This is a genomic window from Citrobacter cronae (genome assembly GCF_016893685.1).
In the GTDB taxonomy this organism is placed as follows: Bacteria; Pseudomonadota; Gammaproteobacteria; order Enterobacterales; family Enterobacteriaceae; genus Citrobacter; species Citrobacter werkmanii.
This window is the reverse complement of record NZ_CP069763.1, coordinates 1,138,252-1,165,159: the sequence shown is the minus strand read 5'-3', so window position 1 is coordinate 1,165,159 and position 26,908 is coordinate 1,138,252. Positions and strand designations below refer to the sequence as shown.

The 26,908-nt window shown below is 52.9% G+C and carries 27 protein-coding genes; 16 read left to right on the top strand and 11 right to left on the bottom strand.

The features are described 5' to 3' along the window. Positions 1–117 precede the first annotated feature (117 nt). The 5 genes from JSN25_RS05165 to cysE all read left to right on the top strand — a co-directional run bounded on the left by JSN25_RS05165 (position 118) and on the right by cysE (position 3,285). Entirely contained in the window at positions 118–549 is a 432-nt protein-coding gene (locus JSN25_RS05165) for a rhodanese-like domain-containing protein (protein ID WP_003024148.1), read from the top strand. 52 nt (positions 550–601) lie between these two features. After that, the gene (gene grxC / locus JSN25_RS05160; protein WP_003024152.1) at positions 602–853 is read left to right on the top strand and encodes a glutaredoxin 3; all 252 of its coding nucleotides are present in this window, start codon (positions 602–604) and stop codon (positions 851–853) included. A gap of 46 nt (positions 854–899) precedes the next feature. Beyond that, positions 900–1,367 carry a protein-export chaperone SecB gene (gene secB, locus JSN25_RS05155; RefSeq protein WP_038635313.1) on the top strand — a complete coding sequence of 156 codons (468 nt, stop codon included), beginning with the start codon at positions 900–902 and terminating at the stop codon, positions 1,365–1,367. Beyond that, the gene (gene gpsA / locus JSN25_RS05150; RefSeq protein ID WP_008786462.1) at positions 1,367–2,386 is read left to right on the top strand and encodes an NAD(P)H-dependent glycerol-3-phosphate dehydrogenase; all 1,020 of its coding nucleotides are present in this window, start codon (positions 1,367–1,369) and stop codon (positions 2,384–2,386) included. The genes secB and gpsA overlap by 1 nt, the downstream gene beginning before the upstream one ends. 77 nt (positions 2,387–2,463) lie before the next feature. Further along, on the top strand, positions 2,464–3,285 hold the full coding sequence (cysE, locus tag JSN25_RS05145; RefSeq protein WP_016154965.1) for a serine O-acetyltransferase: 822 nt from the start codon (positions 2,464–2,466) through the stop codon (positions 3,283–3,285). An 87-nt stretch (positions 3,286–3,372) separates the two neighbouring features. On the opposite strand, the gene trmL is transcribed toward cysE, so the two are convergent. The 6 genes from trmL to JSN25_RS05115 all read right to left on the bottom strand — a co-directional run bounded on the left by trmL (position 3,373) and on the right by JSN25_RS05115 (position 9,792). Continuing rightward, a complete protein-coding gene (gene trmL / locus JSN25_RS05140; RefSeq protein WP_048237006.1) occupies positions 3,373–3,846 on the bottom strand; it encodes a tRNA (uridine(34)/cytosine(34)/5-carboxymethylaminomethyluridine(34)-2'-O)-methyltransferase TrmL in 474 nt (157 codons plus the stop codon). Between the two features lie 46 nt (positions 3,847–3,892). After that, positions 3,893–5,233, bottom strand: coding sequence for an MFS transporter (locus JSN25_RS05135; RefSeq protein WP_204525496.1), 1,341 nt, complete (start codon positions 5,231–5,233; stop codon positions 3,893–3,895). A 320-nt stretch (positions 5,234–5,553) separates the two neighbouring features. After that, a complete protein-coding gene (lldD, locus tag JSN25_RS05130; RefSeq protein WP_038635300.1) occupies positions 5,554–6,744 on the bottom strand; it encodes an FMN-dependent L-lactate dehydrogenase LldD in 1,191 nt (396 codons plus the stop codon). Beyond that, entirely contained in the window at positions 6,741–7,517 is a 777-nt protein-coding gene (gene lldR, locus JSN25_RS05125) for a transcriptional regulator LldR (RefSeq protein ID WP_006687599.1), read from the bottom strand. Before lldR ends, lldD begins: the two co-directional genes overlap by 4 nt. Then, entirely contained in the window at positions 7,514–9,169 is a 1,656-nt protein-coding gene (gene lldP, locus JSN25_RS05120; protein ID WP_038635296.1) for an L-lactate permease, read from the bottom strand. The genes lldR and lldP overlap by 4 nt, the downstream gene beginning before the upstream one ends. A 260-nt stretch (positions 9,170–9,429) precedes the next feature. Further along, on the bottom strand, positions 9,430–9,792 hold the full coding sequence (locus JSN25_RS05115; RefSeq protein ID WP_038635293.1) for a YibL family ribosome-associated protein: 363 nt from the start codon (positions 9,790–9,792) through the stop codon (positions 9,430–9,432). Between the two features lie 293 nt (positions 9,793–10,085). Between JSN25_RS05115 and JSN25_RS05110 the strand changes: the two genes are divergently transcribed. Further along, positions 10,086–10,292 carry a hypothetical protein gene (locus JSN25_RS05110; RefSeq protein WP_003827334.1) on the top strand — a complete coding sequence of 69 codons (207 nt, stop codon included), beginning with the start codon at positions 10,086–10,088 and terminating at the stop codon, positions 10,290–10,292. Between the two features lie 12 nt (positions 10,293–10,304). On the opposite strand, the gene mtlR is transcribed toward JSN25_RS05110, so the two are convergent. From mtlR to mtlA, 3 genes are all read right to left on the bottom strand, one after another. Continuing rightward, positions 10,305–10,895: a mannitol operon repressor MtlR gene (mtlR, locus tag JSN25_RS05105; protein WP_005120486.1), complete on the bottom strand. Its 591-nt coding sequence runs from the start codon at positions 10,893–10,895 to the stop codon at positions 10,305–10,307. Next, on the bottom strand, positions 10,892–12,040 hold the full coding sequence (mtlD, locus tag JSN25_RS05100) for a mannitol-1-phosphate 5-dehydrogenase (RefSeq protein ID WP_121529697.1): 1,149 nt from the start codon (positions 12,038–12,040) through the stop codon (positions 10,892–10,894). The genes mtlR and mtlD overlap by 4 nt, the downstream gene beginning before the upstream one ends. 230 nt (positions 12,041–12,270) lie before the next feature. Then, positions 12,271–14,187, bottom strand: a complete 1,917-nt coding sequence (mtlA, locus tag JSN25_RS05095; protein ID WP_038635284.1) for a PTS mannitol transporter subunit IICBA — start codon at positions 14,185–14,187, stop codon at positions 12,271–12,273. A gap of 530 nt (positions 14,188–14,717) precedes the next feature. Between mtlA and JSN25_RS05090 the strand changes: the two genes are divergently transcribed. The 9 genes from JSN25_RS05090 to JSN25_RS05050 all read left to right on the top strand — a co-directional run bounded on the left by JSN25_RS05090 (position 14,718) and on the right by JSN25_RS05050 (position 24,902). Then, entirely contained in the window at positions 14,718–15,080 is a 363-nt protein-coding gene (locus tag JSN25_RS05090; RefSeq protein ID WP_069323722.1) for a DUF3302 domain-containing protein, read from the top strand. A 2-nt stretch (positions 15,081–15,082) separates the two neighbouring features. After that, entirely contained in the window at positions 15,083–16,219 is a 1,137-nt protein-coding gene (locus JSN25_RS05085; protein WP_038635278.1) for an HlyD family secretion protein, read from the top strand. Between the two features lie 96 nt (positions 16,220–16,315). Next, a complete protein-coding gene (locus JSN25_RS05080) occupies positions 16,316–16,924 on the top strand; it encodes a glutathione S-transferase (protein WP_085049093.1) in 609 nt (202 codons plus the stop codon). A 98-nt stretch (positions 16,925–17,022) separates the two neighbouring features. Next, a complete protein-coding gene (gene selA / locus JSN25_RS05075; RefSeq protein WP_085049092.1) occupies positions 17,023–18,414 on the top strand; it encodes an L-seryl-tRNA(Sec) selenium transferase in 1,392 nt (463 codons plus the stop codon). Beyond that, positions 18,411–20,258 (top strand): selenocysteine-specific translation elongation factor, encoded by a 1,848-nt coding sequence (selB, locus tag JSN25_RS05070; protein ID WP_085049091.1) that lies wholly within the window; start codon positions 18,411–18,413, stop codon positions 20,256–20,258. The genes selA and selB overlap by 4 nt, the downstream gene beginning before the upstream one ends. 185 nt (positions 20,259–20,443) lie before the next feature. Continuing rightward, positions 20,444–21,595, top strand: a complete 1,152-nt coding sequence (gene yiaY / locus JSN25_RS05065; protein ID WP_038635267.1) for an L-threonine dehydrogenase — start codon at positions 20,444–20,446, stop codon at positions 21,593–21,595. A gap of 92 nt (positions 21,596–21,687) precedes the next feature. Continuing rightward, on the top strand, positions 21,688–23,226 hold the full coding sequence (gene aldB / locus JSN25_RS05060; protein WP_038635264.1) for an aldehyde dehydrogenase AldB: 1,539 nt from the start codon (positions 21,688–21,690) through the stop codon (positions 23,224–23,226). Positions 23,227–23,436: 210 nt separating this feature from the next. Continuing rightward, complete coding sequence (locus tag JSN25_RS05055) at positions 23,437–23,760, top strand: DUF3302 domain-containing protein (protein WP_042311625.1); 324 nt, start codon at positions 23,437–23,439, stop codon at positions 23,758–23,760. 5 nt (positions 23,761–23,765) lie between these two features. Further along, complete coding sequence (locus tag JSN25_RS05050) at positions 23,766–24,902, top strand: HlyD family secretion protein (RefSeq protein WP_038635258.1); 1,137 nt, start codon at positions 23,766–23,768, stop codon at positions 24,900–24,902. 16 nt (positions 24,903–24,918) lie between these two features. Here the strand turns inward: JSN25_RS05050 and JSN25_RS05045 are convergent, their stop codons facing one another. After that, a complete protein-coding gene (locus tag JSN25_RS05045; protein WP_204525495.1) occupies positions 24,919–25,869 on the bottom strand; it encodes a LysR family transcriptional regulator in 951 nt (316 codons plus the stop codon). Between the two features lie 121 nt (positions 25,870–25,990). Here JSN25_RS05045 and JSN25_RS05040 point away from each other — a divergent pair, with 121 nt between their 5' ends. Further along, entirely contained in the window at positions 25,991–26,731 is a 741-nt protein-coding gene (locus JSN25_RS05040; protein ID WP_038635252.1) for a MipA/OmpV family protein, read from the top strand. 87 nt (positions 26,732–26,818) lie between these two features. On the opposite strand, the gene JSN25_RS22420 is transcribed toward JSN25_RS05040, so the two are convergent. Then, positions 26,819–26,908: hypothetical protein (locus JSN25_RS22420; RefSeq protein ID WP_422678861.1), on the bottom strand; the 90-nt coding region annotated here is incomplete at its 5' end.

The following is a 26,908-nucleotide window of genomic DNA, read 5'->3' as shown; positions in this document are numbered from 1 at the left end:
TTCCGTAGCGCCCCGCAAAAATGCAATCCAATGCACGCTCTGGCTGTATTTGCGCCAACGCGCAGGTATACTCCTTTCCTGGTTTTTTTAATCACTAGTCGGGAGTTGTTACCCCCCATGCAAGAAATTATGCAATTTGTTAGTCGCCACCCTGTCTTGAGTATCGCCTGGATTGCGTTACTGGCGGCTGTATTATTTACCACGTTTAAGAGCCTGACCTCAAAAGTGAAGGTGATTACTCGCGGCGAAGCTACACGTCTCATCAATAAAGAAGACGCCGTTGTTGTGGATTTACGCCAGCGCGACGACTTCCGCAAAGGCCATATCGCAGGCTCCACTAACCTGCTGCCGAGCGAAATCAAAGCCAACAATTTTGGCGAGCTTGAAAAACACAAAAACAAACCTGTGATTGTGGTTGATGGTTCAGGCATGCAGTGCCAGGATTCAGCAACTGCGCTGATTAAAGCCGGTTTTGAGCAGGTATCCGTACTGAAAGACGGCGTAGCGGGCTGGAGTGGTGAGAATCTGCCACTGGTTCGCGGCAAGTAATTTACCCGTCTTCTTTCATGCCGCAGGGTAAAAAGAACACTGGAGATAAGTCATGGCCAATATTGAGATCTACACCAAAGCAACCTGCCCGTTTTGCCATCGCGCAAAAGCGCTGTTGAACAGCAAGGGTGTGAGTTTCCAGGAACTTCCGATTGACGGCGATGCCGTAAAGCGTGAAGAGATGATCAAACGCAGTGGCCGTACGACGGTTCCGCAGATTTTTATTGATGCACAGCACATTGGCGGTTGTGACGACTTGTATGCGTTGGATGCGCGTGGTGGACTGGATCCCCTGCTGCGATAAGGCGTACTGAAAGTATTTAAAGGACAACACTAAGGGTTTTCTAAACATGTCAGAACAAAATAACACTGAAATGGCTTTCCAGATCCAACGTATCTATACCAAGGATGTATCTTTCGAAGCGCCAAATGCACCGCATGTTTTCCAGAAAGATTGGCAGCCAGAGGTTAAACTTGATCTTGATACCGCATCTACCCAACTGGCAGATGACGTGTATGAAGTCGTGCTGCGTGTCACCGTAACGGCTGCTCTTGGCGAAGAAACGGCGTTCCTGTGTGAAGTTCAGCAGGGCGGTATTTTCTCCATCAGCGGTATCGAAGGGACTCAGATGGCGCATTGCCTCGGCGCATACTGCCCGAACATTCTGTTCCCGTATGCCCGCGAATGCATCACTAGCCTGGTTTCACGCGGTACGTTCCCGCAACTGAACCTTGCGCCGGTCAACTTTGATGCGCTGTTCATGAACTATTTACAGCAGCAGGCTGGCGAAGGTACTGAAGAACATCAGGATGCCTGATGAACCAAAGTAATGCTTCAATGACTGTGATTGGTGCCGGCTCGTACGGCACCGCTCTTGCCATTACCCTGGCAAGAAATGGCCATCAGGTTGTCCTGTGGGGCCATGATCCAAAACATATCGCGACCCTTGAGCACGATCGCTGCAACGTCGCGTTCCTCCCTGATGTGCCTTTTCCCGACACGCTGCGCCTGGAAAGTGACTTAGCCACTGCGCTGGCCGCCAGCCGTAATATTCTGGTGGTGGTGCCGAGCCACGTCTTTGGCGAAGTGCTGCGTAACATCAAACCGTTGATGCGTCCTGATGCGCGTCTGGTCTGGGCGACAAAAGGTCTGGAAGCGGAAACAGGGCGTCTGTTGCAGGATGTGGCGCGTGAAGCGCTGGGGGATTCTATTCCGCTGGCGGTCATCTCCGGCCCGACGTTCGCCAAAGAGCTGGCGGCGGGTATGCCGACGGCGATTTCTCTGGCCTCAACGGATGATACTTTTGCTGACGATCTCCAGCAGTTGCTGCACTGCGGCAAAAGCTTTCGCGTTTACAGCAACCCGGATTTCATTGGCGTGCAGCTTGGCGGCGCGGTGAAAAACGTCATTGCGATTGGCGCGGGAATGTCCGACGGCATCGGTTTTGGCGCCAATGCGCGAACCGCATTGATCACCCGTGGTCTGACCGAAATGTCGCGTCTTGGCGCGGCGCTGGGTGCCGATCCTGCCACCTTTATGGGGATGGCGGGTTTAGGCGATCTGGTGCTGACCTGTACCGACAACCAGTCGCGCAACCGTCGATTTGGCATGATGCTCGGCCAGGGGATGGACGTGCAGGGCGCGCAGGACAAGATTGGTCAGGTGGTGGAAGGTTACCGTAATACGAAAGAAGTTCGTGAATTGGCGCACCGTTTTGGTGTTGAGATGCCAATAACCGAGGAAATTTATCAAGTATTGTATTGCGGAAAAAACGCGCGCGAGGCAGCATTAACGTTATTAGGCCGTGCACGCAAGGATGAGCTGAGCCGCCACTAGCTGTAAGGAACTGTTGAATATAACGACCCGACCCGCGAAGAACGGGTCGGTCGTTTTGCTACCTTCTGGAGTACGCAATGCCGTGTGAAGAACTGGATATCGTCTGGAAAAACATTAAAGCGGAAGCCCGGGCACTGGCGGAATGTGAGCCTATGCTGGCCAGTTTTTACCACGCAACGCTGCTCAAGCATGAAAACCTCGGTAGCGCGCTGAGCTATATGCTGGCGAATAAGCTCGCGTCTCCAATCATGCCTGCCATTGCGATTCGCGAAGTTGTGGAAGAGGCCTACGCGGCCGATCCCGAAATGATTGCTTCGGCGGCTTGTGATATCCAGGCGGTACGCACGCGCGACCCGGCCGTCGACAAATATTCCACCCCACTTCTGTATCTGAAGGGCTTTCATGCGCTTCAGGCCTACCGCATCGGCCACTGGCTATGGCATCAGGGGCGTCAGGCGCTGGCAATCTTCCTGCAAAATCAGGTATCTGTTTCTTTCCAGGTAGATATTCATCCGGCGGCAAAAATTGGCCGTGGGATTATGCTCGATCACGCCACCGGTATTGTGGTGGGTGAAACCGCCGTGATTGAAAATGACGTCTCTATTTTGCAATCCGTTACGCTTGGCGGGACCGGTAAAGCGGGCGGCGATCGTCATCCAAAAATTCGTGAAGGGGTGATGATTGGCGCGGGCGCGAAAATTCTCGGCAACATTGAAGTCGGGCGCGGCGCGAAGATTGGCGCGGGTTCCGTCGTTTTACAACCCGTACCGCCACATACTACCGCCGCAGGCGTCCCGGCACGCATTGTCGGCAAGCCTGACAGCGATAAGCCGTCCATGGATATGGATCAGCATTTCAACGGGATACATCATACGTTCGAATACGGCGATGGCATCTGATTTCGAGCCATGCCCGGTGGCGCTGCGTTTACCGGGCCTACGTGGGATTTGTAGGCCGGATAAGGCGTAGCCGCCATCCGACACAAATTAACTGCGTAATATCGCGCCGGGATATCCCAGTTGGCGCCAGGCTTCATACACCACCACCGACACCGCATTTGACAGGTTCATGCTACGACTGTCCGGCATCATCGGAATACGAATTTTTTGTTCGGCCGGCAGAGCGTCGAGGATACTGGCTGGCAGACCGCGTGTTTCCGGGCCAAACATAAGATAATCCCCATCCTGATAACTTACTGCGCTGTGCGCTGGCGTACCTTTGGTGGTCAGGGCAAACAGACGCTGCGGGTTTTCTGCGGCGACGAAGGCGGCGTAATCAGGGTGGCGCAGCACGGCGGTAAATTCATGGTAATCCAGGCCTGCGCGACGCAGACGCTTGTCGTCCCAGGTAAAGCCCATTGGCTCAATAATATGCAGACGAAAGCCGGTATTGGCGCAAAGACGGATAATATTGCCGGTATTTGGCGGGATTTCTGGTTCGAATAAAACGATGTTAAGCATACTGCCCCCTTAATAACGGGGGGCAGAATAGCAGAAACAGCGGGTACTATGCGACGGTCAGCGTGCGCGGTTTATAGCGTTGCAGCTTGTAAATCGTGGCCGCAGCAGCCAGCAGCGCGGGAAGGCTAAGGAACATTAAGATACTATCAGCCTGCCATTGCAGGGAAAGCAACTGGGCGCTCATCATCGTTCCGGCCACACCGCCGAATCGACCCACGCCCTGCATCCACGCAATACCCGTCGCGCGGCAGTGGGTAGGATAGAACGTTGCGGCCAGCGTCTGCAGCCCGGACTGCGCACCGTTCATGGTAATCCCCATCAGGAAAATCAGTGCGCCGAACAGGATGATATGGTTATGCTCAAACCCGAGGGCGAGGGCAAACAGCATCGTCAGAATAAAGCCGAGTGATACCACTTTATGTGCTTCCCAGCGATCCATTAACCAACCGGCCAGCAGGATCCCGGCCGTACCGCCGAAGGTAAACAGCGAAGTTAACCAGGCCGATTCCGCCAGTGGATAGCCCATGCCCAACATCAGAGTGGGCATCCAGCTCAGCAGTACGTAATAGATAACCAGTCCCATAAAGTAGGTCAGCCACAGCATCAGCGTGCCAGGCAGCCAGGGCATACTGAACAACTGCGCTACGCTGCCTTTTTTGACCGTAACCTTGTCTTCATCCAGATAAAACTGGGTGACCTTTTCCAGACTGCCTGACATAAATCGTTGGGCAATACGTTTCACCTGCGCAACGCTTTTGCCACGGTGCACCAAATACTTAACCGACTCCGGCAGGAACAGCACCAACAGCACGGTGAGAGTCAGTGGGGCGATTGCGCCAGCGAGCAGCACGCTGTGCCAGCCGTAGTTGGGGATCAGCCAGGACGAGATGACGCCACCGCCCGCAGCCCCTAATGGAAAGCCGCAATACATGGTGTTTATTGCCATCGAACGGCAGCGTTTGGGCGCAAATTCTGACACCAGGGTAATGGCATTGGGCATTGCTGCGCCGAGTCCAAGCCCGGTGAGGAAGCGCCAGAACGTTAACATATTCAGCGTCTGTGCATAGGCGGTGCCGAGACTGGCGAGGCCAAAGAACAGGCAGGAAAAGACCAGTACGCGCTTACGGCCCATCCGATCGGAAATCGGTCCGGCCAATAATGCGCCAAATGAGAGACCCAATAATGCGGCGCTTAAAACAGGCCCGAGATCCTGCTTCTGGATGCCCCAGTCAGCAGAGAGCGTGGGCGCAATATAACCCATCGCCGCCGTATCGAAGCCGTCAATGGCTAACACCAGAAAGCCCAGGACAATAATCACCCAATGAAAGCGTGAAAAAGGACTGTCGTCTATCGCCTGCTGGATATTCACTTTACCGGAATAAGCCATGTCACCCTCGCCCGTTATGATGGTTGTTATCTACCCGTCATACTTCAAGCTGCATGTGCGTTGGCTTTCCTCGCTCACCCCGGTCACGTACTTATGTACGCTCCTGAGATTCGCTGCGTTGCCGCCTTCCTGCAGCTCGAATTATTTGGGTATCTGTATAAAATGCCCTTGTATTAGCTTGTATATACATTTGGCAGGTGGATAAAAAGTTGTCAAATATATTGGTTGCAAATGTTAACTAGTCGTTATTTTTGCATAAAAAATGGTCGGGCTGAGAACAGGCCGACCATGCAGAAAACGCGATTTTACGGGAGATAGTGTTACGCAGCGCTACCCTGAGCCAGAGGTGCTAATGCAGCAGGCAGGTTCTTACCCAGCTCCTGTACCAGTGAATCGCGGCTGATTTCGCTAATCGATTTCGCACCGGTTAAAGTCATCGCCACCTTCATCTCTTTCTCGATCAGGTTCAACAGGTTTGCCACACCGGCCTGGCCGTGGGTTGCGAGTGCGTACAGATAAGCACGCCCCAGCAGCACGCTATCCGCGCCCAGCGCAATCATGCGCACAACGTCCAGACCGTTACGGATCCCGCTGTCTGCCAGAATGGTGATATCGCCTTTCACCGCATCGGCAATGGCGGGCAGCGCGCGAGCAGAAGACAGCACACCATCTAACTGGCGGCCACCATGGTTAGAAACAACAATGCCATCCGCGCCAAAACGGACGGCATCGCGGGCATCTTCCGGATCGAGGATCCCTTTGATCACCATCGGGCCATCCCAGAATTCGCGGATCCACTCAAGGTCTTTCCACGAAATTGACGGATCGAAGTTATTCGCCAGCCAGCCAATGTAATCCTCAAGGCCGGTAGGTTTGCCAAGATAGGTTGAGATATTGCCTAAGTCATGTGGGCGACCATTCAGGCCCACGTCCCATGCCCACTGCGGATGGGTAACCGCTTGCCAGTAACGACGCAGCGCGGCATTGGGACCGCTCATACCGGAATGGGCGTCACGGTAGCGTGCGCCCGGCGTAGGCATATCGACGGTAAAGACCAACGTGGAGCAGCCCGCCGCTTTGGCGCGTTCCAGCGCGTTGCGCATAAAACCACGATCGCGCAGAACATATAACTGGAACCACATCGGACGCTTGATGGTCGGAGCGACTTCTTCAATTGGACATACGGAAACCGTGGAAAGCGTAAACGGAATGCCTTTGGCGTCAGCGGCAGCGGCGGCCTGCACTTCTCCCCGACGCGCATACATTCCGCACAGGCCGACAGGCGCGAGGGCCACGGGCATGGAGAGCGTTTCGTTGAACAGCTTTGTCTCGAGGCTCAGATCGGACATATTCTTCAGCACACGTTGGCGCAGCGCCACTTCCGACAGGTCTTCGACGTTACGGCGCAGAGTGCGCTCGGCATATGCGCCGCCGTCAATGTAGTGGAACAAGAACGGGGGCAAAATACGTTGGGCGGCGGCGCGATAGTCGCTGGCGGCTGAAATAATCATGTGTTGTTCTCCCTGCTATTCTCACCAGGGTCACCGGGCAGGCGGGTGATACGCGCCTGGCGGGCCTGATCTTCATCAAATTGTTTAATCGTGGTGTGGACAAAGCTGAGGTGCGCCATCATGGCCTTACGTGCGCCATCGGCATCACCGGCGACAATGGCGTCCAGCACGGCCTGATGTTGTTCTGTAAGCTGTGAAAATACGGGCGGCACAAGGTACATACGTTGGCGGCTCTGTTTAACCGAAGACTGCAATACGTCGAAGAAACCGCGCATGGTCTGTAACAGCACCACGTTATGCGAGGCTTCCGCAATGGCGAGATGAAAGCGCACGTCCGCTTGCGAAGCGAGATCCGGATCTTCGCTCTGCGTGGCCTCGAAACAGAGTCTGATCTTCTCTTTGTCGGCGCTGGTGGCCCGCATGGCTGCGTGCCAGGCGGTACTGGCTTCAATGGCGTGGCGGGCTTCCAGAATATCGAAGCTGTAATCAGGATCGTCCGCCATCAAGGATTTCAGCGGCTGAACGATGTTTTGTTCAGACCAGGCTTCATGCTGCCAGCGAACAAACGTCCCGCCGCCGCGACGGCTGATTAACACGCCTTCACTCACCAGCTTTGCTAACGCCTCGCGCAGCGAGTTGCGCGATACGCCGAGCTGTACGGCCAACTGGCGCTCAGCGGGCAATTTCATGCCCGCCTCCAGCTGTTGTTCTTCAATCAGCGCCCGCACACGAGAAGCGACTTCGTCGGACAGGCGTCTGGGCATCACTATCATGGAATCATCCAGGTTAAGACATAGGCCTGCAGGGTGGTAATCACTCCCACCATGCAGGTGAAAATCAGGCTATGTTTCACGGTAAAGCGGAACAGATCAGACTCTTTCCCCACTAATCCCACTGCCGCACAGGCGATAGCGATAGACTGTGGAGAGATCATCTTGCCGGTCACGCCGCCGGTGGTATTTGCCGCCACCATCAGCACATCCGAAACGCCGATTTGCTGAGCCGCGGTGGCCTGCAGGGCGGCAAACAGGGCGTTAGATGAGGTATCGGACCCGGTCAGGAATACCCCCAGCCAGCCGAGGAACGGCGAGAAGAAAGTAAACGCGCTGCCGGTGTGCGCCAGGGCCAACGCCAGGGTTGATGAAAGCCCCGAGTAGTTAGAGATAAATGCGAATGCCAGCACCATCCCGATGGAATAGATCGGTAGCGCCAGATCTTTCAGCGTGTTGCCAAAGGTCTGCAGCGCAGCGGACGGCTTCATCTTCAACCAGACGATAGACAGCAGGGCGGCAAACAGAATCGCGGTACCGGTCGCGGAGAACCAGTCAAATTTGTACACTGCCGCGTAGGCTGTGGCTTCGTGTACGACCGGCGGCATACGGGCTACCAGCTTGTCGAGGAACGGAACCGGAACATTCACTACCCAGTGGTACATTGCGCCACCCGGCGCAAACAGCGCTTTAAACGGTGGTATGCTCCACAGCGTGACGGTGGCTGTCAGGAACAGGAATGGAGACCAGGCGCGGATGATTTGCCCCGCAGTGTAGCGGGTGCGCGACAGGTCCATATCGACCTGCGAAGCGCCCATGTCGCCGAAGCGGAAGATACGTACCGGCTGCCAGCGTTTCAGGAACAGCGTCAGACATACCAGTGAGACCAGCGAAGAGATAATGTCCGGCAGTTCCGGCCCAATAAAGTTCGAGCTGAGGTATTGGGCGATAGCAAACGAGCCGCCAGCGACCATTACCGCAGGCCAGGTTTCTTTCACGCCGCGCCAGCCATCCATAATCGCCATAATCCAGAACAGCACGATAATCGTCAGGAACGGCAACTGACGACCGACCATCTGGCCAATCTCAAAGCTGTCCAGTCCGGTAACCTGGCCGGCAACCAGAATCGGAATGCCCATTGCGCCAAAGGCGACCGGCGCGGTATTCACGATCAGGCACAACCCCGCCGCATACAGCGGGTTAAAGCCAAGCCCCACCAGCAGCGCGGCGGTAATGGCGACCGGCGCGCCAAAGCCAGCTGCACCTTCAAGGAATGCCCCAAAGGAGAAACCAACGATCAGCATTTGCAGACGCTGGTCTGGGGTAATGGAGAGTATTGATGAACGGATGATGTCGAACTGCCCGGTTTTTACCGAGATTTTATAGACGAATACCGCTGCGATGATTATCCAGGCAATCGGCCACAGACCATAAAAGAAGCCGTACACCACCGAGGCCAGAGCGTGATCGACCGGCATTTTGTAGAACAGTAGGGCGACAGCCAGAGCAATCACCACCGTCCATGACGCAGCAACATAGCCTTTCAGCTTGAGCTTAATCAGGGCGAAGAAAAAGAACAGGATTGGGAGCGATGCGATCAGACTGGAAAGCCAGATGTTACCGGCTGGATCGTAGTTCTGTTGCCAGAGATTCATTGCAGGTCTCCTGGGGGCCTCAGACATAATGAAATGAGTCTTTGCTCATCTCTTCGTCACATTATGTGTAAAAGTGGCCCTGCCAATATTGTTGTGTAGGGGTAATGACAATGAATGGTTAATCAGATGTTATTTATTGGCAACGGTATTGTACGCGAATTTTAATGAAATGTGAGGTGATGGTAGGATCTGGTTATAATTGGTAGGGCCAATTGGTGGTGCGGGAAAGACCGGGCAAACGGATGTTGCCCGGCAAGAGATCAGAACTCGGTTTTTGCGAAGCCTGTCATCTCTTTCAGGCCCATTTCACGGCCAAGTTCGGTCATCGGGTGGACGACAATCAGACCACGCACGCTTTTCTTCAGCTTGCCCATGTCGGCCTGTTCTTTTTTGGTAATGGCGCGGCGAAAGGGAAGTTTCGTTAGCTTGTGCGCTTCTTTGCTCAGCTTCTGGCCGTGTACTTCACGCAGGCGCGCGATCTCGGCTTCCAGGGTTTCTTTCTCTTTTTCCAGCTCGGCATATTTGTCAGCGGCTTCAACCAGCGACAGGTCAGCCTGCTGGTGGCGGATAGCGTCCAGGCGATCGCTCAGGCGTTTAATTTCGTTTTTTTCGACTTCTTTCATAGGATAGCTTCTGATAAAAAATAGAATGTATATCCTATAGTATGCGCGCAGAGCGGGATTCTTCACAACAAATCGAAGATAAATAATCAAATGCCGCAAGTATTAATCAGCTAATGATAATATTACGTTTTTGATTGATAAGGAATTTTAAGCAATAAGATCGGCGATGGCGCTTTCTGTTGGCGGGTTGATAGCGAAGCACGTTTTCCTCAATATAATCGCCCAACCGATCCTAAACTTAAATGATCAACCGCGCAGGCTAAGCGTGGTTAATACATGGAGGAGGGAAGATTATGGCGAAAATAGGTGAGAATGTTTCGGTCCTTATTGATAAGACTGTTGATTTCATGGCCTCAAGCCAGGCTTTTCGTGAGTATCTGAATAAAACACCGCCGCGCAACGTTGTCCCTTCTGAAATACCGCAGGAGAATGCGCAGCTGTATCTGCAACGTCTGGCGTACTATCGACAGCTTTATCGACCGCAGCAGGAAGAGAAATAAGCCTGCATGGCCTTATTTTTGAAAGGCTTTTTTTAAGCTGATTTTAGAAATCAGCTCGGTCAGGGAAAGTACCATCGTGGAGCGTACCATTTGCTGGTAGCGCTGGATTTGCATGGCGTGCAAACCTGAGTCTGAGGTATCAAACTGTGGCGGTGGCGGGAGTGCCGTCACGCAGTGAAGCTCGCCAAACGGCCCAAGAATCTCGTCGTCGGTAAACGCATACTCATTGCCGTCGTGATTCAGCTCTTCCCGCAGCGCCATCAGAAGCTCCGCATCTTCATACTCCGGGCGGCTGAGTACGCCCAGACCGTAGATTAGCTTCAAACGAACCGAAAGATCGCCCAATGGACCGTCGCCGTCGAGCAACGGTTCTACGGCATATTTCACCGCATAGTCATCTTTGCGAAATACCTGAAGCACAAGGATATTCACCGCCTCGGTGAGCAGTTCTACGGCGGTGATGAGGAAGCTGCGTACGGTTTTGCCAGCATTCAGACGCTCAAGCACACGATTTTCAAAGGCCTGCGTTTGTTCCATTATTGCCTGCATATCTGACAATCTGTCATTCGGGCGCAGGCTGACCTGCGCCACATTCTCTATCATTTGGTCGCGTTATATGCGTTAACCGCCTCCGCCACCACATCACTGTTGGCATCCAGACCGGATACCTGCGCCAGCGCGGCCTGTGGACCTTTTTCGTCAATCAGCGCGGCCAGTTCCTGTGCCTGCGGATCTTCTTCACTGCGGTAATGCATTGCAGCAGCAATACCGGTAACCAGATTAACGTGCGGTAGACCATACTCCAGCGTGCCCAGCAGCGGTTTAATCAGACGGTCGCCTGCACTCAGTTTACGCAGCGGCTGACGTCCAACGCGCTCAACATCATCTTTCAGATACGGGTTTTCAAAACGACCGAGGATCTTCTGGATATAAGCCGCATGTTTATCGGCATCAAAACCGTAGCGTTTGATCAGTACCGCGCCGCTCTCTTCCATTGCACCTTTTACCACTGCGCGGATTTTCTCGTCGAGAATCGCGTCACGGATGGTCTGATGACCGGTCAATTTTCCGAGGTACGCGGTTATAGCATGCCCGGTGTTCAGCGTGAAGAGTTTACGTTCGACAAATGCCATCAGGTTATCAGTTAATTCCATTCCCGGGATGTTTGGCAGCTCGCCTTTGAACTGCGTTTGGTCGACAATCCACTCGCTGAATGTTTCGACGGTAACTTCCAGCGGATCGTTGGTCGCAGAAGCAGATGGCGGCACGATGCGGTCCACGGCGGAATCGACAAAGCCAACATGTTCTTCGACCCAGGCTTTGTCTTCATCTGCCAGCGCGTTCATGACGTGGCCTTTCAACTGCGTGGTTCCGCGCACCATGTTTTCACAGGCGATGATATTCAGCGGGGTAGAGATGCCCTGCGCTTTGCGTTTTACCAGCCCTTTAGCGATGGCCGGAGCGATACGCTCAAGCACAACCGGACCTACGGCAGTAGTGATTAAATCAACGTGGGCAATCAGATCGACGACATCATCGCCGATGCTGCTGACGGCGTTGACGCCGGAAACGGTATCAACCTGCTCGTTTTCACCCACAACATGAACCTGATAGCTATGACGGGCATTCAGGGCATCGAGCACGACCTGGTTTACATCTGCAAACGTCAGCTGTATCCCCGCGTCCGCCAGCAGTTTGCCGATAAAGCCACGACCGATATTACCTGCGCCAAAATGTAATGCTTTCATAGTATTAACCTTCATTAATGTTTTTACCCAAGAGGGCTGGGGTGAGGGACCGCATAGCTTTCCCCTCAACCTAACCCTCTCCACAAGGGAGAGGATATCGCCTTCATATTTCGAACTGCAGATGCGTTGGCTCTCCTCGCTCACCCCAGTCACGTACTTATGTACGCTCCTGGGGATTCACTGCGTTGCCGCCTTCCTGCAGCTCGAACTATTTTGGAGATACTTAACTGTTAAGCTTTTTTACCTGCCAGCAGTTCCAGAACTTCATCCACGCTGGTGGTATGGGCCAGACGTTCGATCACGGATTCATCATCCAGCGCGTTGGTCAGGCTGGTGATGACCTGGATGTGCTCATTGTTACGTGCGGCGATACCAATGACCAGACGGGCAATATCGTCTTCTTCTTCACCAAAGCGTACGCCTTCCGGGTACTGGCAGAACACCACGCCGGTTTTCAGCACGCGGTCTTTGGCTTCTACCGTACCGTGCGGTACTGCGATGGATTCACCGAGGTAAGTCGGCGTCAGCTTTTCGCGGTCCAGCATGGCATCGACGTATTCCGGCTCAACATAGCCGCCTTTCACCAGTTGTTCACCGGCAAAGCGAATCGCTTCTTCTTTGTTAGAGGCTTTCCGGCCAAGGAAGATATTTTCCGCACCCAGTTTGAACAGATGGGTATCACCCTCATCAAAGCTGTCTTTCAGGTGATCGCGGACTTTCTCTTCGTTCACGTTGTGGCGCTGTGCAGCGACCAGACGTTCGGTCAGGCTGGTATACAGACCGCTGTCGAGGAAGTTAGTCAGCGAGATGTGCTGTGCCTGAGGCACCTGACGCATCGCACGTTCAGTCAGGTCGCGGTGGGTAATGACCAGATCCACATCCGGCGGCAGATTGTTAATCGCGCTGTTGGTGACGGAAATCTGAGACAGACCGGCATCCTGCACTTTCTTACGCAGTACGCCTGCGCCCATGGCGCTGGAACCCATACCGGCATCGCAAGCCACGATGATTTTACGTACATGGCTCAGGTCGTTGGTCACGTCGCCAGCCGCCAGCGGAGATGCGCCTTTAGATTCCGCTTTCATGTCCTGCATACGACGGGTCGCCGCATCAATATCGTCTTCTTCTTTCACTTTACTGGTTTTCAGCAGGATAGCTGAGACCACAAAGGAGACCGCCATGGCGGCACAGATAGCAGCGATGTTTGCGAAGTAAGCGCCTTTTGGCGTCATCGCCAGCACGGCCAGAATCGAGCCAGGAGAAGCCGGAGAAACCAGACCGCCATTCAGGATGGTCAGGGTGAATACGCCAGTCATACCGCCAAGGATAACGGCCAGAATCAGACGTGGGTTCATCAGCACGTACGGGAAGTAAATTTCGTGGATACCGCCCAGGAAGTGGATGATAGCCGCGCCGCCCGCAGACTGCTTAGCGCTGCCGCGACCAAAGAACATGTACGCCAGCAGGACGCCCATACCCGGACCTGGGTTAGCTTCAATCAGGAAGAAGATGGATTTGCCCATCTCATGGGACTGCTGAATACCCAGCGGTGAGAAAATACCGTGGTTGATGGCGTTGTTGAGGAACAGAATTTTTGCCGGTTCAACGAAGATAGACGCCAGCGGCAGCATGTCATGGACAACCATGAAGTTAACGCCTGCCGCCAGAATTTTGGACAGACCTTCAACCAATGGACCAATGCCGAGGAAAGCCAGGATGGCGAGGATCATACCGATGATGCCTGCGGAGAAGTTATTCACCAGCATCTCAAAACCGGATTTGATCTTACCGTCTACCCAGTTATCGAATTTTTTGATGCAGTAGCCGCCCAGCGGGCCTGCGATCATGGAGCCAAGGAACATCGGCATATCCGCGCCGACGATAACGCCCATGGTGGTGATAGCACCAACCACGCCGCCACGCTCGCCGCCCACCAGCTTACCACCGGTATAACCGATCAGCAGCGGCAGCAGATAGGTGATCATCGGACCGACCAGCTTCGCCAGCGTTTCGTTCGGCAACCACCCTGTCGGAATGAATAATGCGGTGATAATACCCCACGCGATAAACGCGCCGATATTTGGCATCACCATATTGCTGAGGAATCGACCAAAGCTTTGCACCTTGATCTTAATATCGGATGACATAAAAACACCCCTTCTTATGTTTGCTATCGCGCAGGCTGAAAGCCCGAGGTTTGTTAATGTAGCGGCAGGAGGTAGCCGGACCCTGTAGATACTGCGAAATCTGGCACTGAATCGTTCAACTGTCCAGTCGACGGCCTTTAATGTGATGTTGGTCACGTAAATATAGGGTGTGTGGTGTCAGTTAATGTGATTTTCATCACAAAATAACGGTACAAAAAAACATCACAGTGCAAGTAATCGCTAAAAATGGCGGTTAAATGTGATCTTATTCACGTTTTTGTATTTGCTGTTTGTTGAATTTTTGTGATGTGATTCACAAAGTATTTTTGTCTCGGTTTAACCAAATGTGATCTGCGACGGGTTCTGGAGCTCATATTTTTCTTGCCAGATAAAGCAACTTAAAACCAGAAAAAATATTTTTTTTGTGGTATGGCGAAAACCGCAAACTGCGGTTATGTTCAAAGCATCAGCCAGGATGCGTACGGCTGCCGGCATAAAAAAACTCTAATTAGCGTGAATTCGAGGCAGGTATGTTTCTAAATTATTTCGCGTTAGGCGTGCTGATCTTCGTTTTTCTGGTTCTGTTTTACGGAATCATCGCCATCCATGACATTCCCTATAACATCGCTAAAAAGCGCAACCATCCGCATGCCGACGCTATCCATACGGCAGGGTGGGTAAGTCTTTTTACGTTGCATGTTATTTGGCCGTTCCTGTGGATTTGGGCCACGCTCTACCAGCCCGAAAAGGGGTGGGGGATGCAGTCGCACATCACGCCGACCGGAAAGGAACCTGACCCTGAAATCGCCGTGCTGGCCGCGCGCATAGCCCAGTTGGAAAAAAAACTGGATGGGGATAAAAAAATCGATAACTCCACCTTTCCGGAGATTTAATCATGGATTTGTTAATTGTCCTGACTTATGTGGCATTCGCCTGGGCCATCTTTAAAATATTCCGTATTCCGGTAAACCAGTGGACGCTTGCCACCGCAGCATTAGGTGGGGTGTTTATTGTGGCGGGACTCATCTTATTAATGAACTATAACCATCCGTATACCTTTACGGCGCAAAAAGCGGTTATTTCAATTCCCGTCACTCCACAGGTCACAGGAATTGTTAGTGAGGTAACAGATAAAAATAATCAGCTGATTAAAAAAGGCGAAGTGTTATTTAAACTCGATCCTGTGCGTTATCAGGCGCGAGTTGACCGGCTGCAGGCCGACCTGGTCACCGCGACCCACAACATCGACAATTTGAAAGCGCAACTGTCGGAAGCGGTCGCTAATACCACTCGCGTGTCTGCTGAACGTGACCGCCTGTATAAAGATTATCAGCGCTATTTGAAGGGTAGCCAGGCGAAGGTTAACCCGTTTTCCGAAAGTGATATCGACAATGCCCGCCAGAACTATCTGGCTCAGGATGCGCTGGTAAAAGGCTCAGTAGCGGAACAGACCCAGATTCAGAGCCAGTTAGACAGTATGGTCAACGGTGAGCAATCCCAGGTCGCCTCCCTGCGCGCCCAGCTCGCCGAAGCCAAATATAATCTTGAACAGACCGTTGTGCGTGCGCCCAGCAACGGTTACGTGACGCAGGTGCTTATTCGCCCGGGGACTTACGCCGCCGCGTTGCCTCTGCGACCCGTGATGGTATTTATTCCTGAACAAAAACGGCAAATCGTGGCGCAATTCCGCCAGAATTCACTGCTGCGTCTTGAACCGGGCGATGAAGCCGAAGTGGTATTCAACGCGCTGCCAGGCCAGGTGTTTAGCGGCAAGCTGACCAGTATCCTTCCCGTTGTGCCGGGAGGTTCTTATCAGGCGCAAGGGGCATTACAATCCTTAACAGTAGTACCGGGTACCGATGGCGTAATGGCAACCATTGAACTGGATCCGAATGCCGAGGTAGATGCGCTGCCGGACGGTATCTATGCCCAGGTGGCGGTCTATTCCGACCATTTCGCCCATGTGTCGGTGATGCGTAAAGTGCTGCTGCGCATGACCAGTTGGATGCATTACCTTTATTTGGATCATTGAGACCGTCATCACCTGCCATTTGCGCTGACCTGAGCCATACTAAGCTGTGCCCCCCAATCGTTGGGCATAGCTTTTTGTTGGCAAAAAGGACCCGGCATGAAACTCATTGGCAGCTATACCAGCCCTTTTGTGCGTAAAATTTCTATTCTGTTACTGGAAAAGGGCATCACCTTCGAATTTGTAAATGAACTCCCCTACAACGCGGATAGCGGCGTGGCGCGCTATAACCCGTTAGGAAAAGTGCCCGCGCTGGTTACTGATGAAGGCGAGTATTGGTTTGATTCTCCAATCATCGCGGAATACATAGAGCTGCTGGAAATTGCGCCAGCTATGTTGCCGCGTGAACCGCTGGCGGCGCTGAAGGTGCGTCAGTTGGAAGCGCTGGCAGACGGCATTATGGATGCCGGTTTAGTCTCGGTACGCGAACAGGCTCGCCCCGCCGCACAGCAGTCAGAAACAGAGTTGTTACGCCAGCGGGAGAAAATCACCCGCAGTCTGGATGTGCTGGAAGGCTATCTGGCGGACGGTACGCTGAAAACGGATACGGTTAACCTGGCCACCATTGCGATTGCCTGCGCTGTCGGCTATCTCAATTTCCGTCGGGTCGCGCCCGGCTGGTGTGTGGACCGCCCGCGTCTGGTCAAACTGGTGGAAACGCTCTTTCAACGCGAAAGTTTTGCCCGTACGGAACCGCCAAAGGCTTGATACACGTTATGTCCGCCTGAGCAAAGTCACGATACAATCCTTCCTATATCGATAGCCCTCTCCGCGGTGGAGAGGGCCACCAACAGCCAGGCCCTTTCATGACAACCGACATGCGTTCACTCTACAGCCAGCTTCCTGCTATCGATCGTCTATTGCGCGATAGCGCTTTCTCCGCCTTACGTGAATCCCACGGTCATACCCGGGTAGTTGACCTGCTGCGTCACATGCTCGACGAAGCCAGAGAAGCCATTCGCGACGCCCACGCGCTCCCGGCATGGTGTGAGGACTGGGCGCAAGAAGCCAGAACCCGGCTGGAACGTGAATCGCAAAGCGCGTTGCGTCCAGTGATTAATCTGACCGGAACGGTGCTGCATACTAACCTGGGTCGTGCGTCGCAGGCCGAGGAAGCCATCGATGCGGTGGTACAGGCGATGCGCACGCCGGTGACGCTGGAATACAGCCTGGATGATGCCGGGCGCGGACATCGGGATCGGGCGCTGGCGGATTTACTCTGTCGCCTGACAGGGGCCGAAGACGCTTGTATCGTGAATAACAATGCGGCAGCGGTTCTGCTGATGCTGGCCGCCACGGCTAACGGCAAAGAGGTGGTCGTTTCGCGCGGTGAGCTGGTGGAAATTGGCGGCGCGTTTCGTATTCCTGATGTGATGTGTCAGGCCGGATGTACGCTACGCGAAGTGGGGACCACCAACCGGACCCACGCGAAGGATTACCGTCAGGCGGTGAATGAAAATACCGGCCTGCTGATGAAGGTGCATACCAGTAATTACAGCATTGAAGGCTTTACGAAGTCGGTGGATGAGGCAGAGTTGGCCGCCATTGGTCGGGAGCTGGATGTACCTGTGGTGGCGGATCTCGGCAGCGGTTCGCTGGTCGATCTCAGTCAGTATGGTTTGCCGCAGGAGCCAATGCCGCAGCAACTGATTGCCGCAGGCGTGAGTCTGGTGAGTTTCTCTGGCGATAAACTGCTGGGTGGGCCACAGGCCGGAATTATCGTCGGTAAAAAAGAGATGATCGCCCGCTTACAGAGCCATCCGCTGAAACGTGCGTTACGGGCAGATAAAATGACGCTGGCGGCGCTGGAAGCAACGCTGCGGCTCTATCTGCATCCGGAAGCGCTGGCGGCGAAGTTGCCGACGTTACGCCAGCTCACCCGCTCGCAAGAGGCGATCCACACGCAGGCCCAGCAATTACAGGCGCAGCTTGCCGATCGTTACTGCGACGAGTTTGCTTTGAATGTGATGCCTTGCCTGTCGCAGATTGGTAGCGGTTCGTTACCTGTTGACAGGTTACCCAGCGCGGCATTGACCTTTACCCCACATGACGGGCGCGGTAGTCGCCTCGACGCGCTGGCCGCCCGCTGGCGTGCGTTGCCCGTGCCGATCATTGGGCGAATTTATGATGGCCGCATGTGGCTGGATCTGCGCTGCCTTGAAGACGAGACCCGGTTTATGGAGATGATGCTGAAATGATTATTGCAACCGCCGGACACGTTGACCACGGAAAAACAACGTTATTACAGGCAATTACGGGTGTAAATGCCGACCGTCTGCCGGAGGAAAAAAAGCGTGGCATGACCATCGATCTCGGCTATGCCTACTGGCCGCAGCCGGATGGGCAGGTGCTGGGGTTTATTGATGTTCCCGGACATGAAAAGTTTTTGTCCAACATGCTGGCGGGTGTAGGCGGTATCGACCACGCGCTGCTGGTTGTCGCCTGTGATGATGGCGTGATGGCGCAAACGCGTGAACATTTGCAAATTCTGCAACTGACGGGCAATCCGCAAATCACCGTGGCGCTCACGAAAGCCGATCGCGTGGATGAGGACCGCATCAATACGGTGCGTGAAGAGGTACACACCACGCTGGAAAACTATGGTTTTGCCGATGCGGCTCTGTTTGTGACTGCCGCCAGTGAAGGCCGTGGGATCGAAGAACTACGCGACCATTTATTGCAATTAACCTCGCGCGAGCATGCCCGCGATCACAGCTTCCGTCTGGCGATTGACCGTGCTTTTACGGTTAAAGGCGCAGGGCTGGTGGTGACCGGGACGGCGCTCAGCGGTGAAGTGAATGTCGGTGATACGCTGTGGCTGACGGGCGTCAACAAGCCAATGCGCGTACGTAGCTTGCATGCGCAAAATCAGGCTACTGAGCATGCTCATGCCGGGCAGCGTATTGCGCTGAATATTGCCGGCGATGCGCAAAAAGAAGCGCTAAATCGCGGCGACTGGCTGCTTTCAGATGTCCCGCCAGAGGCTTTTACCCGCGTGATTGTCTCTTTAGAGCATGCCGCGCCGCTGATGCAGTGGCAACCGCTGCATATTCACCACGCGGCCAGCCATGTCACCGGGCGCATCTCATTGCTTGAAGGAACGCTGGCGGAACTGGTGTTTGATACACCGCTGTGGCTCGCCGATAACGACCGCCTGGTGCTACGCGATATTTCTGCCCGCACGACGCTGGCTGGCGCACGCGTCGTCACGCTCAACCCACCGCGCCGCGGAAAGCGTAAACCGGAATATCTGCAGTGGTTGTCGGCGCTCGAAAATGCGCACACCGACGGCGACGCCCTGGCGCTGCATCTGTCGCGTGGGGCGGTGAATATTCCTGACTTCGCCTGGGCGCGTCAGCTCAATGGTAACGGTATGCGTCCGTTGATTGAGCAACATGGTTTTATTCAGGCGGGGTATAGCCTGTTGAATGCTCCCGTTGCCGCGCGTTGGCAGCGAAAAGTCCTCGATACGCTGGCGACCTATCACGAACAGCACCGTGATGAGCCAGGGCCAGGGCGCGAACGCCTGCGTCGTATGGCGTTGCCGATGGAAGATGAAGCGCTGGTATTGCTGCTGATTGAAAAGATGCGCGAGAGCGGCGCTATCCATAGCCATCACGGTTGGCTGCATTTGCCGGATCACAAGGCGGGTTTCAGCGATGAACAGCAGGCTATCTGGCAAAAAGCAGAACCGCTTTTTGGCGATGAGCCGTGGTGGGTGCGCGACCTGGCAAAACAGACCGGGACGGATGAGCAAATGATGCGCGTGGTATTACGACAAGCGGCGCAGCAAGGCATTATTACTGCGATCGTGAAAGATCGTTATTATCGTAACGATCGCATAGTGTCTTTCGCCAATATGATCCGCGAGCTGGACCAGGAGAAAGGATCGACCTGCGCCGCCGATTTTCGCGACAGGCTTAACGTGGGGCGTAAATTGGCTATCCAGATTCTGGAATATTTTGACCGCATTGGTTTTACGCGTCGTCGCGGGAATGATCATTTATTACGCGATGCATTACTGTTTCCTGAAAAACAATGAAACAATTAATTCAGAGATTAAATGAATTAATACAAAATATATATTGATTGCAATCAGCACATTAGATTATGAACCTAATGTGCTTTTTTATTTTGAATGTGATTAAAATAACAACCGCGATCATATTTTGCTGGAAAATGCACACGTATGCTTCCTGACTCTTTAGAGTAATTAAGGATCGTACAATGGCTGCTTCAACATTTTTTATTCCTTCTGTGAATATAATCGGCGCTGATTCATTAAAGGACGCGATGAATACCATGGCTGAATATGGTTTTCGCCGCACGCTGATTGTCACGGATGCCATGTTGACCAAATTAGGTATGGCTGGCGAGATTCAAAAAGCATTACAGGAACATGATATTTTCAGCGTAATTTACGATGGTACGCATCCTAACCCGACGACCAGTAACGTAGCTGCTGGCCTGAAAATGTTGAAAGAAAACGACTGTGATAGCGTTATTTCTCTCGGCGGTGGTTCGCCACACGATTGTGCGAAAGGCATTGCGCTGGTGGCCGCTAACGGTGGCTATATCGGCGATTACGAAGGCGTTGACCGCTCTGCAAAACCGCAGTTGCCGATGATTGCCATCAACACCACGGCGGGTACGGCATCTGAAATGACCCGTTTCTGCATCATTACCGATGAAGAACGCCATATCAAAATGGCGATTGTCGACAAGCACGTCACTCCGCTGCTGTCGGTCAATGACTCCTCGCTGATGGTCGGTATGCCGAAGTCTCTGACGGCGGCTACCGGTATGGATGCGCTGACCCACGCTATCGAAGCCTACGTTTCTATTGCTGCAACCCCGATTACCGATGCGTGCGCGCTGAAAGCGGTCACCATGATTGCGGAAAATCTGCCGGTTGCCGTTGAAGATGGCAGCAATGCTCAGGCACGTGAAGCCATGGCTTACGCACAGTTCCTCGCAGGCATGGCATTTAACAACGCCTCTCTGGGTTACGTGCACGCCATGGCGCACCAGTTGGGTGGCTTCTACGATCTGCCACACGGTGTATGTAACGCCGTGCTGCTGCCGCATGTACAGGTTTTCAATAGCAAAGTGGCTGCCGCTCGTCTGCGTGATTGCGCGGCTGCGATGGGCGTTAACGTGGCTGGACTGAGTGAAGAGCAAGGGGCGGAAGCCTGTATCGCGGCGATCCGTGAACTGGCGCAGAAAGTGAATATTCCGGCCGGTCTGCGTGAGCTGAACGTGAAAGAAGAAGATTTTGCCGTTCTGGCGACCAATGCCCTGAAAGACGCCTGTGGTTTCACTAACCCGATTCAGGCGACTCATGACGAAATCATGGCGATTTATCGCGCTGCGATGTAATTCGTGATACCTGTCGTAAAGCAGTAAAAGGCTGGCGAATTATTCGCCAGCCCCGTCTACCCTTGTAGTACCCCTACAGCAAGGAGACGGTCATGACCAATAACCCCCCTTCAACGCGTATTTATCCCGGCGAGTATGGTTACCCTCTGAAGTTAAAGGCCCGATACGATAACTTTATCGGCGGTGACTGGGTCGCGCCGGTGGACGGCGAGTATTACCAAAACCTGACGCCGGTCACCGGGCAATTGCTGTGCGAAGTGGCCTCTTCCGGTAAGAAGGATATCGATCTGGCACTGGATGCCGCGCACAAAATAAAAGATAAATGGGCGCAGACATCCGTGCAGGACAGAGCGGCGATTCTGTTTAAAATCGCCGATCGTATGGAACAAAACCTGGAACTGCTGGCGACGGCAGAAACCTGGGATAACGGTAAACCCATCCGTGAAACCAGCGCGGCAGACGTGCCGCTGGCGATTGACCATTTCCGCTATTTCGCCTCCTGTATTCGTGCGCAGGAAGGGGGAATCAGCGAGGTTGATAGTGAGACCGTGGCTTATCATTTCCATGAGCCTCTTGGCGTGGTCGGGCAAATTATCCCGTGGAACTTCCCGCTGCTAATGGCCAGTTGGAAGATGGCGCCCGCGCTGGCGGCGGGTAACTGCGTGGTGCTTAAACCCGCGCGCCTGACGCCGCTGTCCGTGCTGCTGCTGATGGAGGTCATTGGCGATCTGCTCCCGCCTGGTGTCGTGAACGTGGTAAACGGTGCGGGTGGGGAAATCGGTGAATATCTGGCGACGTCTAAACGTATTGCGAAAGTGGCGTTTACCGGCTCAACGGAAGTCGGCCAGCAGATCATGCAGTATGCTACGCAGAACATTATTCCCGTCACCCTGGAGCTGGGTGGGAAATCGCCCAATATCTTCTTCGCGGACGTGATGGATGAAGAAGATGCGTTCTTTGATAAGGCGCTGGAGGGCTTTGCGCTGTTTGCCTTCAACCAGGGCGAAGTGTGTACCTGTCCGAGCCGCGCGCTGGTACAGGAATCCATTTACGAACGCTTTATGGAAAGAGCCATTCGCCGGGTGGAGAGTATCCGTAGCGGCAACCCGTTAGACAGTGTGACGCAAATGGGCGCGCAGGTGTCGCATGGTCAACTGGAAACCATTCTGAATTACATCGATATTGGTAAGAAAGAAGGGGCGGATGTCCTGACCGGTGGACGGCGTAAGCAACTGGATGGTGAGTTAAAAGAGGGTTATTACCTCGAACCGACCATTCTGTTTGGTAAGAACAACATGCGGGTTTTCCAGGAGGAGATCTTCGGCCCGGTGCTGGCTGTTACGACCTTTAAAACCATGGACGAAGCGCTGGAAATTGCCAATGACACCCAATATGGACTTGGCGCTGGCGTCTGGAGCCGTAACGGAAATCTCGCGTACAAGATGGGCCGCGGGATTCAGGCGGGGCGTGTCTGGACCAACTGCTACCATGCTTATCCGGCACATGCGGCGTTCGGCGGCTATAAGCAGTCGGGCATTGGGCGCGAGACACACAAAATGATGCTTGAGCACTATCAGCAAACCAAATGCCTGTTGGTGAGCTACTCGGATAAACCGCTGGGGCTGTTTTAATATCCCGTCACTGACCGCCCGGTCGCATTTAGCGTACCGGGCATCAAGTTATGTCCTGCAGCTCGAAAGACGACGGGTATATATAGAAACTCATATATCGTTATATAAATAACCCCATTGCATCCAATCTGGTCATTCCACTACTATTATCAACTCTATTTTTTAAATAAATAGCAGCCAAGTTCTTTAATTTAAATCCCTGAGGCAAATATGTTCCTTGATTATTTTGCATTAGGAGTGCTTATTTTTGTATTCCTGGTCATTTTTTACGGGATTATTATTCTGCATGATATTCCCTATCTTATTGCAAAGAAACGTAACCATCCTCATGCCGATGCAATACATGTTGCGGGCTGGGTTAGCTTGTTTACCTTACATGTTATTTGGCCCTTTTTATGGATCTGGGCAACGCTTTATCGCCCGGAGCGCGGGTGGGGTATGCAGAGCGCGGATTCTTCCCTGATCCAGCTTCAGGCGCGGGTTGCCGACCTGGAAAAGAAACTGGGTGAGGTTAAGACCTCTCCGGCGGAGTAATATCGATGGATTTACTGATTGTTCTGACCTATGTGGCATGCGCATGGTCGATATTTAAAATTTTTAAAATTCCTGTAAATAAATGGACGGTACCCACTGCAGCATTGGGTGGTATTTTCATTGTTTGCGGGCTTATATTACTGATGAATTATAACCATCCGTATACCTTTAAGGCGCAAAAAGCGGTAATTTCTATTCCCGTCGTGCCGCAGGTCACGGGTGTTGTAACGGAAGTGACGGATAAGAAGAATACGCTGATCAAAAAAGGCGAAGTTCTGTTTAAACTTAATCCTGGACGTTATCAGGCGCGGGTTGATCGCCTGAAAGCCGATATTGTCACCGCTCAGCATAAAGAGCAGGCGCTGGTTGCGCAGCTAGACGAAATGAAAGCCAACACGCAACAGGCAAAGGCCACGCGTGACAAGCTGGCAAAAGATTACCAGCGCTATGCGCAGGGGAGTCAGGCGAAGGTCAACCCTTTTTCTGAACGCGATATCGATGCGGCGCGCCAAAACTATCTGGCGCAGGAAGCATCGGTGAAATCGTCTATTGCGGAGCAACAGCAAATCCAGAGCCAGTTAGACAGCCTGGTACTGGGTGAAAATTCGCAAATTGCCAGCCTGAAGGCACAACTCGCCGAAGCGGAGTTTAACCTTGACCAGACCGTGGTTCGTGCGCCCAGCGATGGTTACGTTACGCAGGTGTTGATGCGCCCCGGAACCTATGCCGCCGCGCTGCCTATGCGTCCGGTGATGGTGTTTATCCCGGAACAGAAACGGCAAATTATCGCCCAGTTCCGTCAAAACTCACTGCTGCGACTGGAGCCAGGCGATGAAGCGGAAGTGGTGTTTAACGCCCTGCCGGGGAAGGTATTTAGCGGCAAACTGGCGGCTATCAGCCCGGCTGTACCGGGTGGTACATACCAGTCGAACGGGGCGTTGCAATCCTTAAACTCTACGCCCGGTTCAGAAGGGGTGATCGCCACGATTGAGCTGAACGACAATGCGGACGTGAGCGCGTTACCTGATGGGATTTACGCCCAGGTCGCCGTTTACTCTGATCACTTCGAACATGTGTCAATCATGCGCAAAGTCTTGTTGCGGATGACCAGCTGGGTGCATTACCTGTATCTCGACCACTAGGTGCAGGCTATTTAGCTTACTCAGACAGCTGTAGCGTCTGAGTAAGCTGCTGACGTATCTCCGCTAACATTGCGTCGAGAATAAACTGTACACGCCAGGGCTGGTATTCACGCTTGCGGAAAATCGCCACTAAATCCAGCCACCATTCGTGCTGTTCGGAGAAACAGGGAACCAACAATCTGGACTGAACGTCTTTTTGTATACTCGCATAAGGCGCAAAAACAATGCCCAGATGATTACGCGCCAGCGCCAGCGCGGATTGCGTATTGTCACAGACGTAGTTTCCGGTCACCCGATAATCATGCATTTCCTTGCCGCCCGCAGAGCTGAAGCGCCAGATATTGGCATCATCAATCATCATGGAATCGATTAAAATACAGGAATGATTTTCCAGTTCATCAGGGCTGTTAATGGGATGCTGTTTGATATATTCAGGGCTGGCAAACGCCATCACTGCATATTTGGTAATAAAGCTGGCGACCAGTGATTCATCTTTGGGATGCGCATAGGTAATTAAAACGTCACAATCATCCGGGAAATCTACACCTTCATAAAATGCTTTCCGTTCAAGATTGCAGGTTTTCAGCGAGAGAGTAATACCACCGATATCCTGAATTTTTGCAATAACATGTTGCGATAAGTAAGCAATAATTCCGGTTGGTGCATATACCGTTACCTTGCCACGTTTTTCATGCTTATAATCAGCGATGAAACTATTTAGCTGATCGTTTCTGTCCAGCATGTCATTGATGTAAGGCAGCAGCGCTACACCAAAGGGCGTCAGGGTCAACTGGCGGGTGGTGCGATCAAAGACCTTTAGCCCAACTTTTGATTCAAAATCAGCAAGGTACTTGCTGACATTAGCCTGTGCGATGCCGAGAACCGTAGCGGCATGACTGATGTTTTCACTGGCAGCAATTACCGAAATAATCTTCAGTTCCCGGTGTTTGAGTTGTAATTTGTTCATCGCCAAACCCAATATATATATGTTTGTATATATTACTATATAAATATGGAAGTTGCATCGATGAAATTGTAAGCATTATTATGCACCCGCTTTGTGGCTTATTTTAAAATGGAATGTTGGCATGTTAATTAAACGCAATATTGTGGCGCTGTTCGCCTTTTCTTTTATGGCGAGTGCAACTGCCGCAGAGTTTTCTATTGGCGGTGGCGCTGTATATAATGAATCTCCTTATCGTGGATATAATGATAATGTTCATGCAGTACCGCTTATCAGTTATGAAAGTGAATCATTTTATTTTAGGCAAACAACGTTAGGCTATATTCTTTCAAAAAGTGAAAGTAATGAATTTAGCATTACTGCTTCTTACATGCCGCTTGAGTTTGATCCCGGTGATAACGACGATCATGCGATGAAGCAACTGGACAAGCGTGATGCAACCGCGATGGCGGGTGCCGCATGGTATCACCATGAAAAATGGGGCAGCGTGAAGGTCTCTGCCGCAGCGGATGTGCTGGATAACAGCAATGGCTGGGTGGCGGAAATGTCTATGTTCCGCCAAATGCCAATGGGCAAGCTGACGCTGACGCCGGCGATTGGCGTGCTCTACTATGACGAAAACTTCAACGAATATTACTACGGCATCTCTGGCAATGAATCCCGCCGTAGTGGGTTATCAAGCTACTCCCCAGGGGACAGCTGGACACCGTATGTTGGCCTGTCCGCTAAATACGCGTTGACCAGCAACCTGACGCTGCTGGCCAGCGCCAACTATAGCGTGCTGCCGGATGACATTAAAAATAGCCCGATGGTTGATCGCGATGACAGCTTTACCTTGATGTCCGGTCTGACCTGGCGTTTCTGATTCTCACCCGTTTGTCCTCAGGGAGGAGGGCAATCTTTTCATGATGCCTTGACGGATGGGGCTAACTGCCGCCATCCATCGTCATCATTACTGCTCGTTTATCCAGATTCGCATTTCGCCTTCACCACGGTTTGCCCAGCTAAACCACGGAATGAACGTCAGCGTATGCGCCTGACG

What these genes read in the sequence shown, in the direction of transcription:
- lldP (WP_038635296.1), bottom strand. Translation starts at nt 9,169, where the DNA reads ATGAATCTCTGGCAACAGAACTACGATCCAGCCGGTAACATCTGGCTT.
- JSN25_RS05055 (WP_042311625.1), top strand. Translation starts at nt 23,437, where the DNA reads ATGTTCCTTGATTATTTTGCATTAGGAGTGCTTATTTTTGTATTCCTG.
- secB (WP_038635313.1), top strand. Translation starts at nt 900, where the DNA reads ATGTCAGAACAAAATAACACTGAAATGGCTTTCCAGATCCAACGTATC.
- lldD (WP_038635300.1), bottom strand. Translation starts at nt 6,744, where the DNA reads ATGATTATTTCAGCCGCCAGCGACTATCGCGCCGCCGCCCAACGTATT.
- JSN25_RS05135 (WP_204525496.1), bottom strand. Translation starts at nt 5,233, where the DNA reads ATGGCTTATTCCGGTAAAGTGAATATCCAGCAGGCGATAGACGACAGT.
- JSN25_RS05040 (WP_038635252.1), top strand. Translation starts at nt 25,991, where the DNA reads ATGTTAATTAAACGCAATATTGTGGCGCTGTTCGCCTTTTCTTTTATG.
- selA (WP_085049092.1), top strand. Translation starts at nt 17,023, where the DNA reads ATGACAACCGACATGCGTTCACTCTACAGCCAGCTTCCTGCTATCGAT.
- JSN25_RS05050 (WP_038635258.1), top strand. Translation starts at nt 23,766, where the DNA reads ATGGATTTACTGATTGTTCTGACCTATGTGGCATGCGCATGGTCGATA.
- mtlD (WP_121529697.1), bottom strand. Translation starts at nt 12,040, where the DNA reads ATGAAAGCATTACATTTTGGCGCAGGTAATATCGGTCGTGGCTTTATC.
- JSN25_RS05085 (WP_038635278.1), top strand. Translation starts at nt 15,083, where the DNA reads ATGGATTTGTTAATTGTCCTGACTTATGTGGCATTCGCCTGGGCCATC.
- cysE (WP_016154965.1), top strand. Translation starts at nt 2,464, where the DNA reads ATGCCGTGTGAAGAACTGGATATCGTCTGGAAAAACATTAAAGCGGAA.
- JSN25_RS05165 (WP_003024148.1), top strand. Translation starts at nt 118, where the DNA reads ATGCAAGAAATTATGCAATTTGTTAGTCGCCACCCTGTCTTGAGTATC.
- JSN25_RS05080 (WP_085049093.1), top strand. Translation starts at nt 16,316, where the DNA reads ATGAAACTCATTGGCAGCTATACCAGCCCTTTTGTGCGTAAAATTTCT.
- mtlR (WP_005120486.1), bottom strand. Translation starts at nt 10,895, where the DNA reads ATGATAGAGAATGTGGCGCAGGTCAGCCTGCGCCCGAATGACAGATTG.
- selB (WP_085049091.1), top strand. Translation starts at nt 18,411, where the DNA reads ATGATTATTGCAACCGCCGGACACGTTGACCACGGAAAAACAACGTTA.
- lldR (WP_006687599.1), bottom strand. Translation starts at nt 7,517, where the DNA reads ATGATAGTGATGCCCAGACGCCTGTCCGACGAAGTCGCTTCTCGTGTG.
- aldB (WP_038635264.1), top strand. Translation starts at nt 21,688, where the DNA reads ATGACCAATAACCCCCCTTCAACGCGTATTTATCCCGGCGAGTATGGT.
- JSN25_RS05045 (WP_204525495.1), bottom strand. Translation starts at nt 25,869, where the DNA reads ATGAACAAATTACAACTCAAACACCGGGAACTGAAGATTATTTCGGTA.
- trmL (WP_048237006.1), bottom strand. Translation starts at nt 3,846, where the DNA reads ATGCTTAACATCGTTTTATTCGAACCAGAAATCCCGCCAAATACCGGC.
- JSN25_RS05090 (WP_069323722.1), top strand. Translation starts at nt 14,718, where the DNA reads ATGTTTCTAAATTATTTCGCGTTAGGCGTGCTGATCTTCGTTTTTCTG.
- grxC (WP_003024152.1), top strand. Translation starts at nt 602, where the DNA reads ATGGCCAATATTGAGATCTACACCAAAGCAACCTGCCCGTTTTGCCAT.
- JSN25_RS05110 (WP_003827334.1), top strand. Translation starts at nt 10,086, where the DNA reads ATGGCGAAAATAGGTGAGAATGTTTCGGTCCTTATTGATAAGACTGTT.
- yiaY (WP_038635267.1), top strand. Translation starts at nt 20,444, where the DNA reads ATGGCTGCTTCAACATTTTTTATTCCTTCTGTGAATATAATCGGCGCT.
- gpsA (WP_008786462.1), top strand. Translation starts at nt 1,367, where the DNA reads ATGAACCAAAGTAATGCTTCAATGACTGTGATTGGTGCCGGCTCGTAC.
- mtlA (WP_038635284.1), bottom strand. Translation starts at nt 14,187, where the DNA reads ATGTCATCCGATATTAAGATCAAGGTGCAAAGCTTTGGTCGATTCCTC.
- JSN25_RS05115 (WP_038635293.1), bottom strand. Translation starts at nt 9,792, where the DNA reads ATGAAAGAAGTCGAAAAAAACGAAATTAAACGCCTGAGCGATCGCCTG.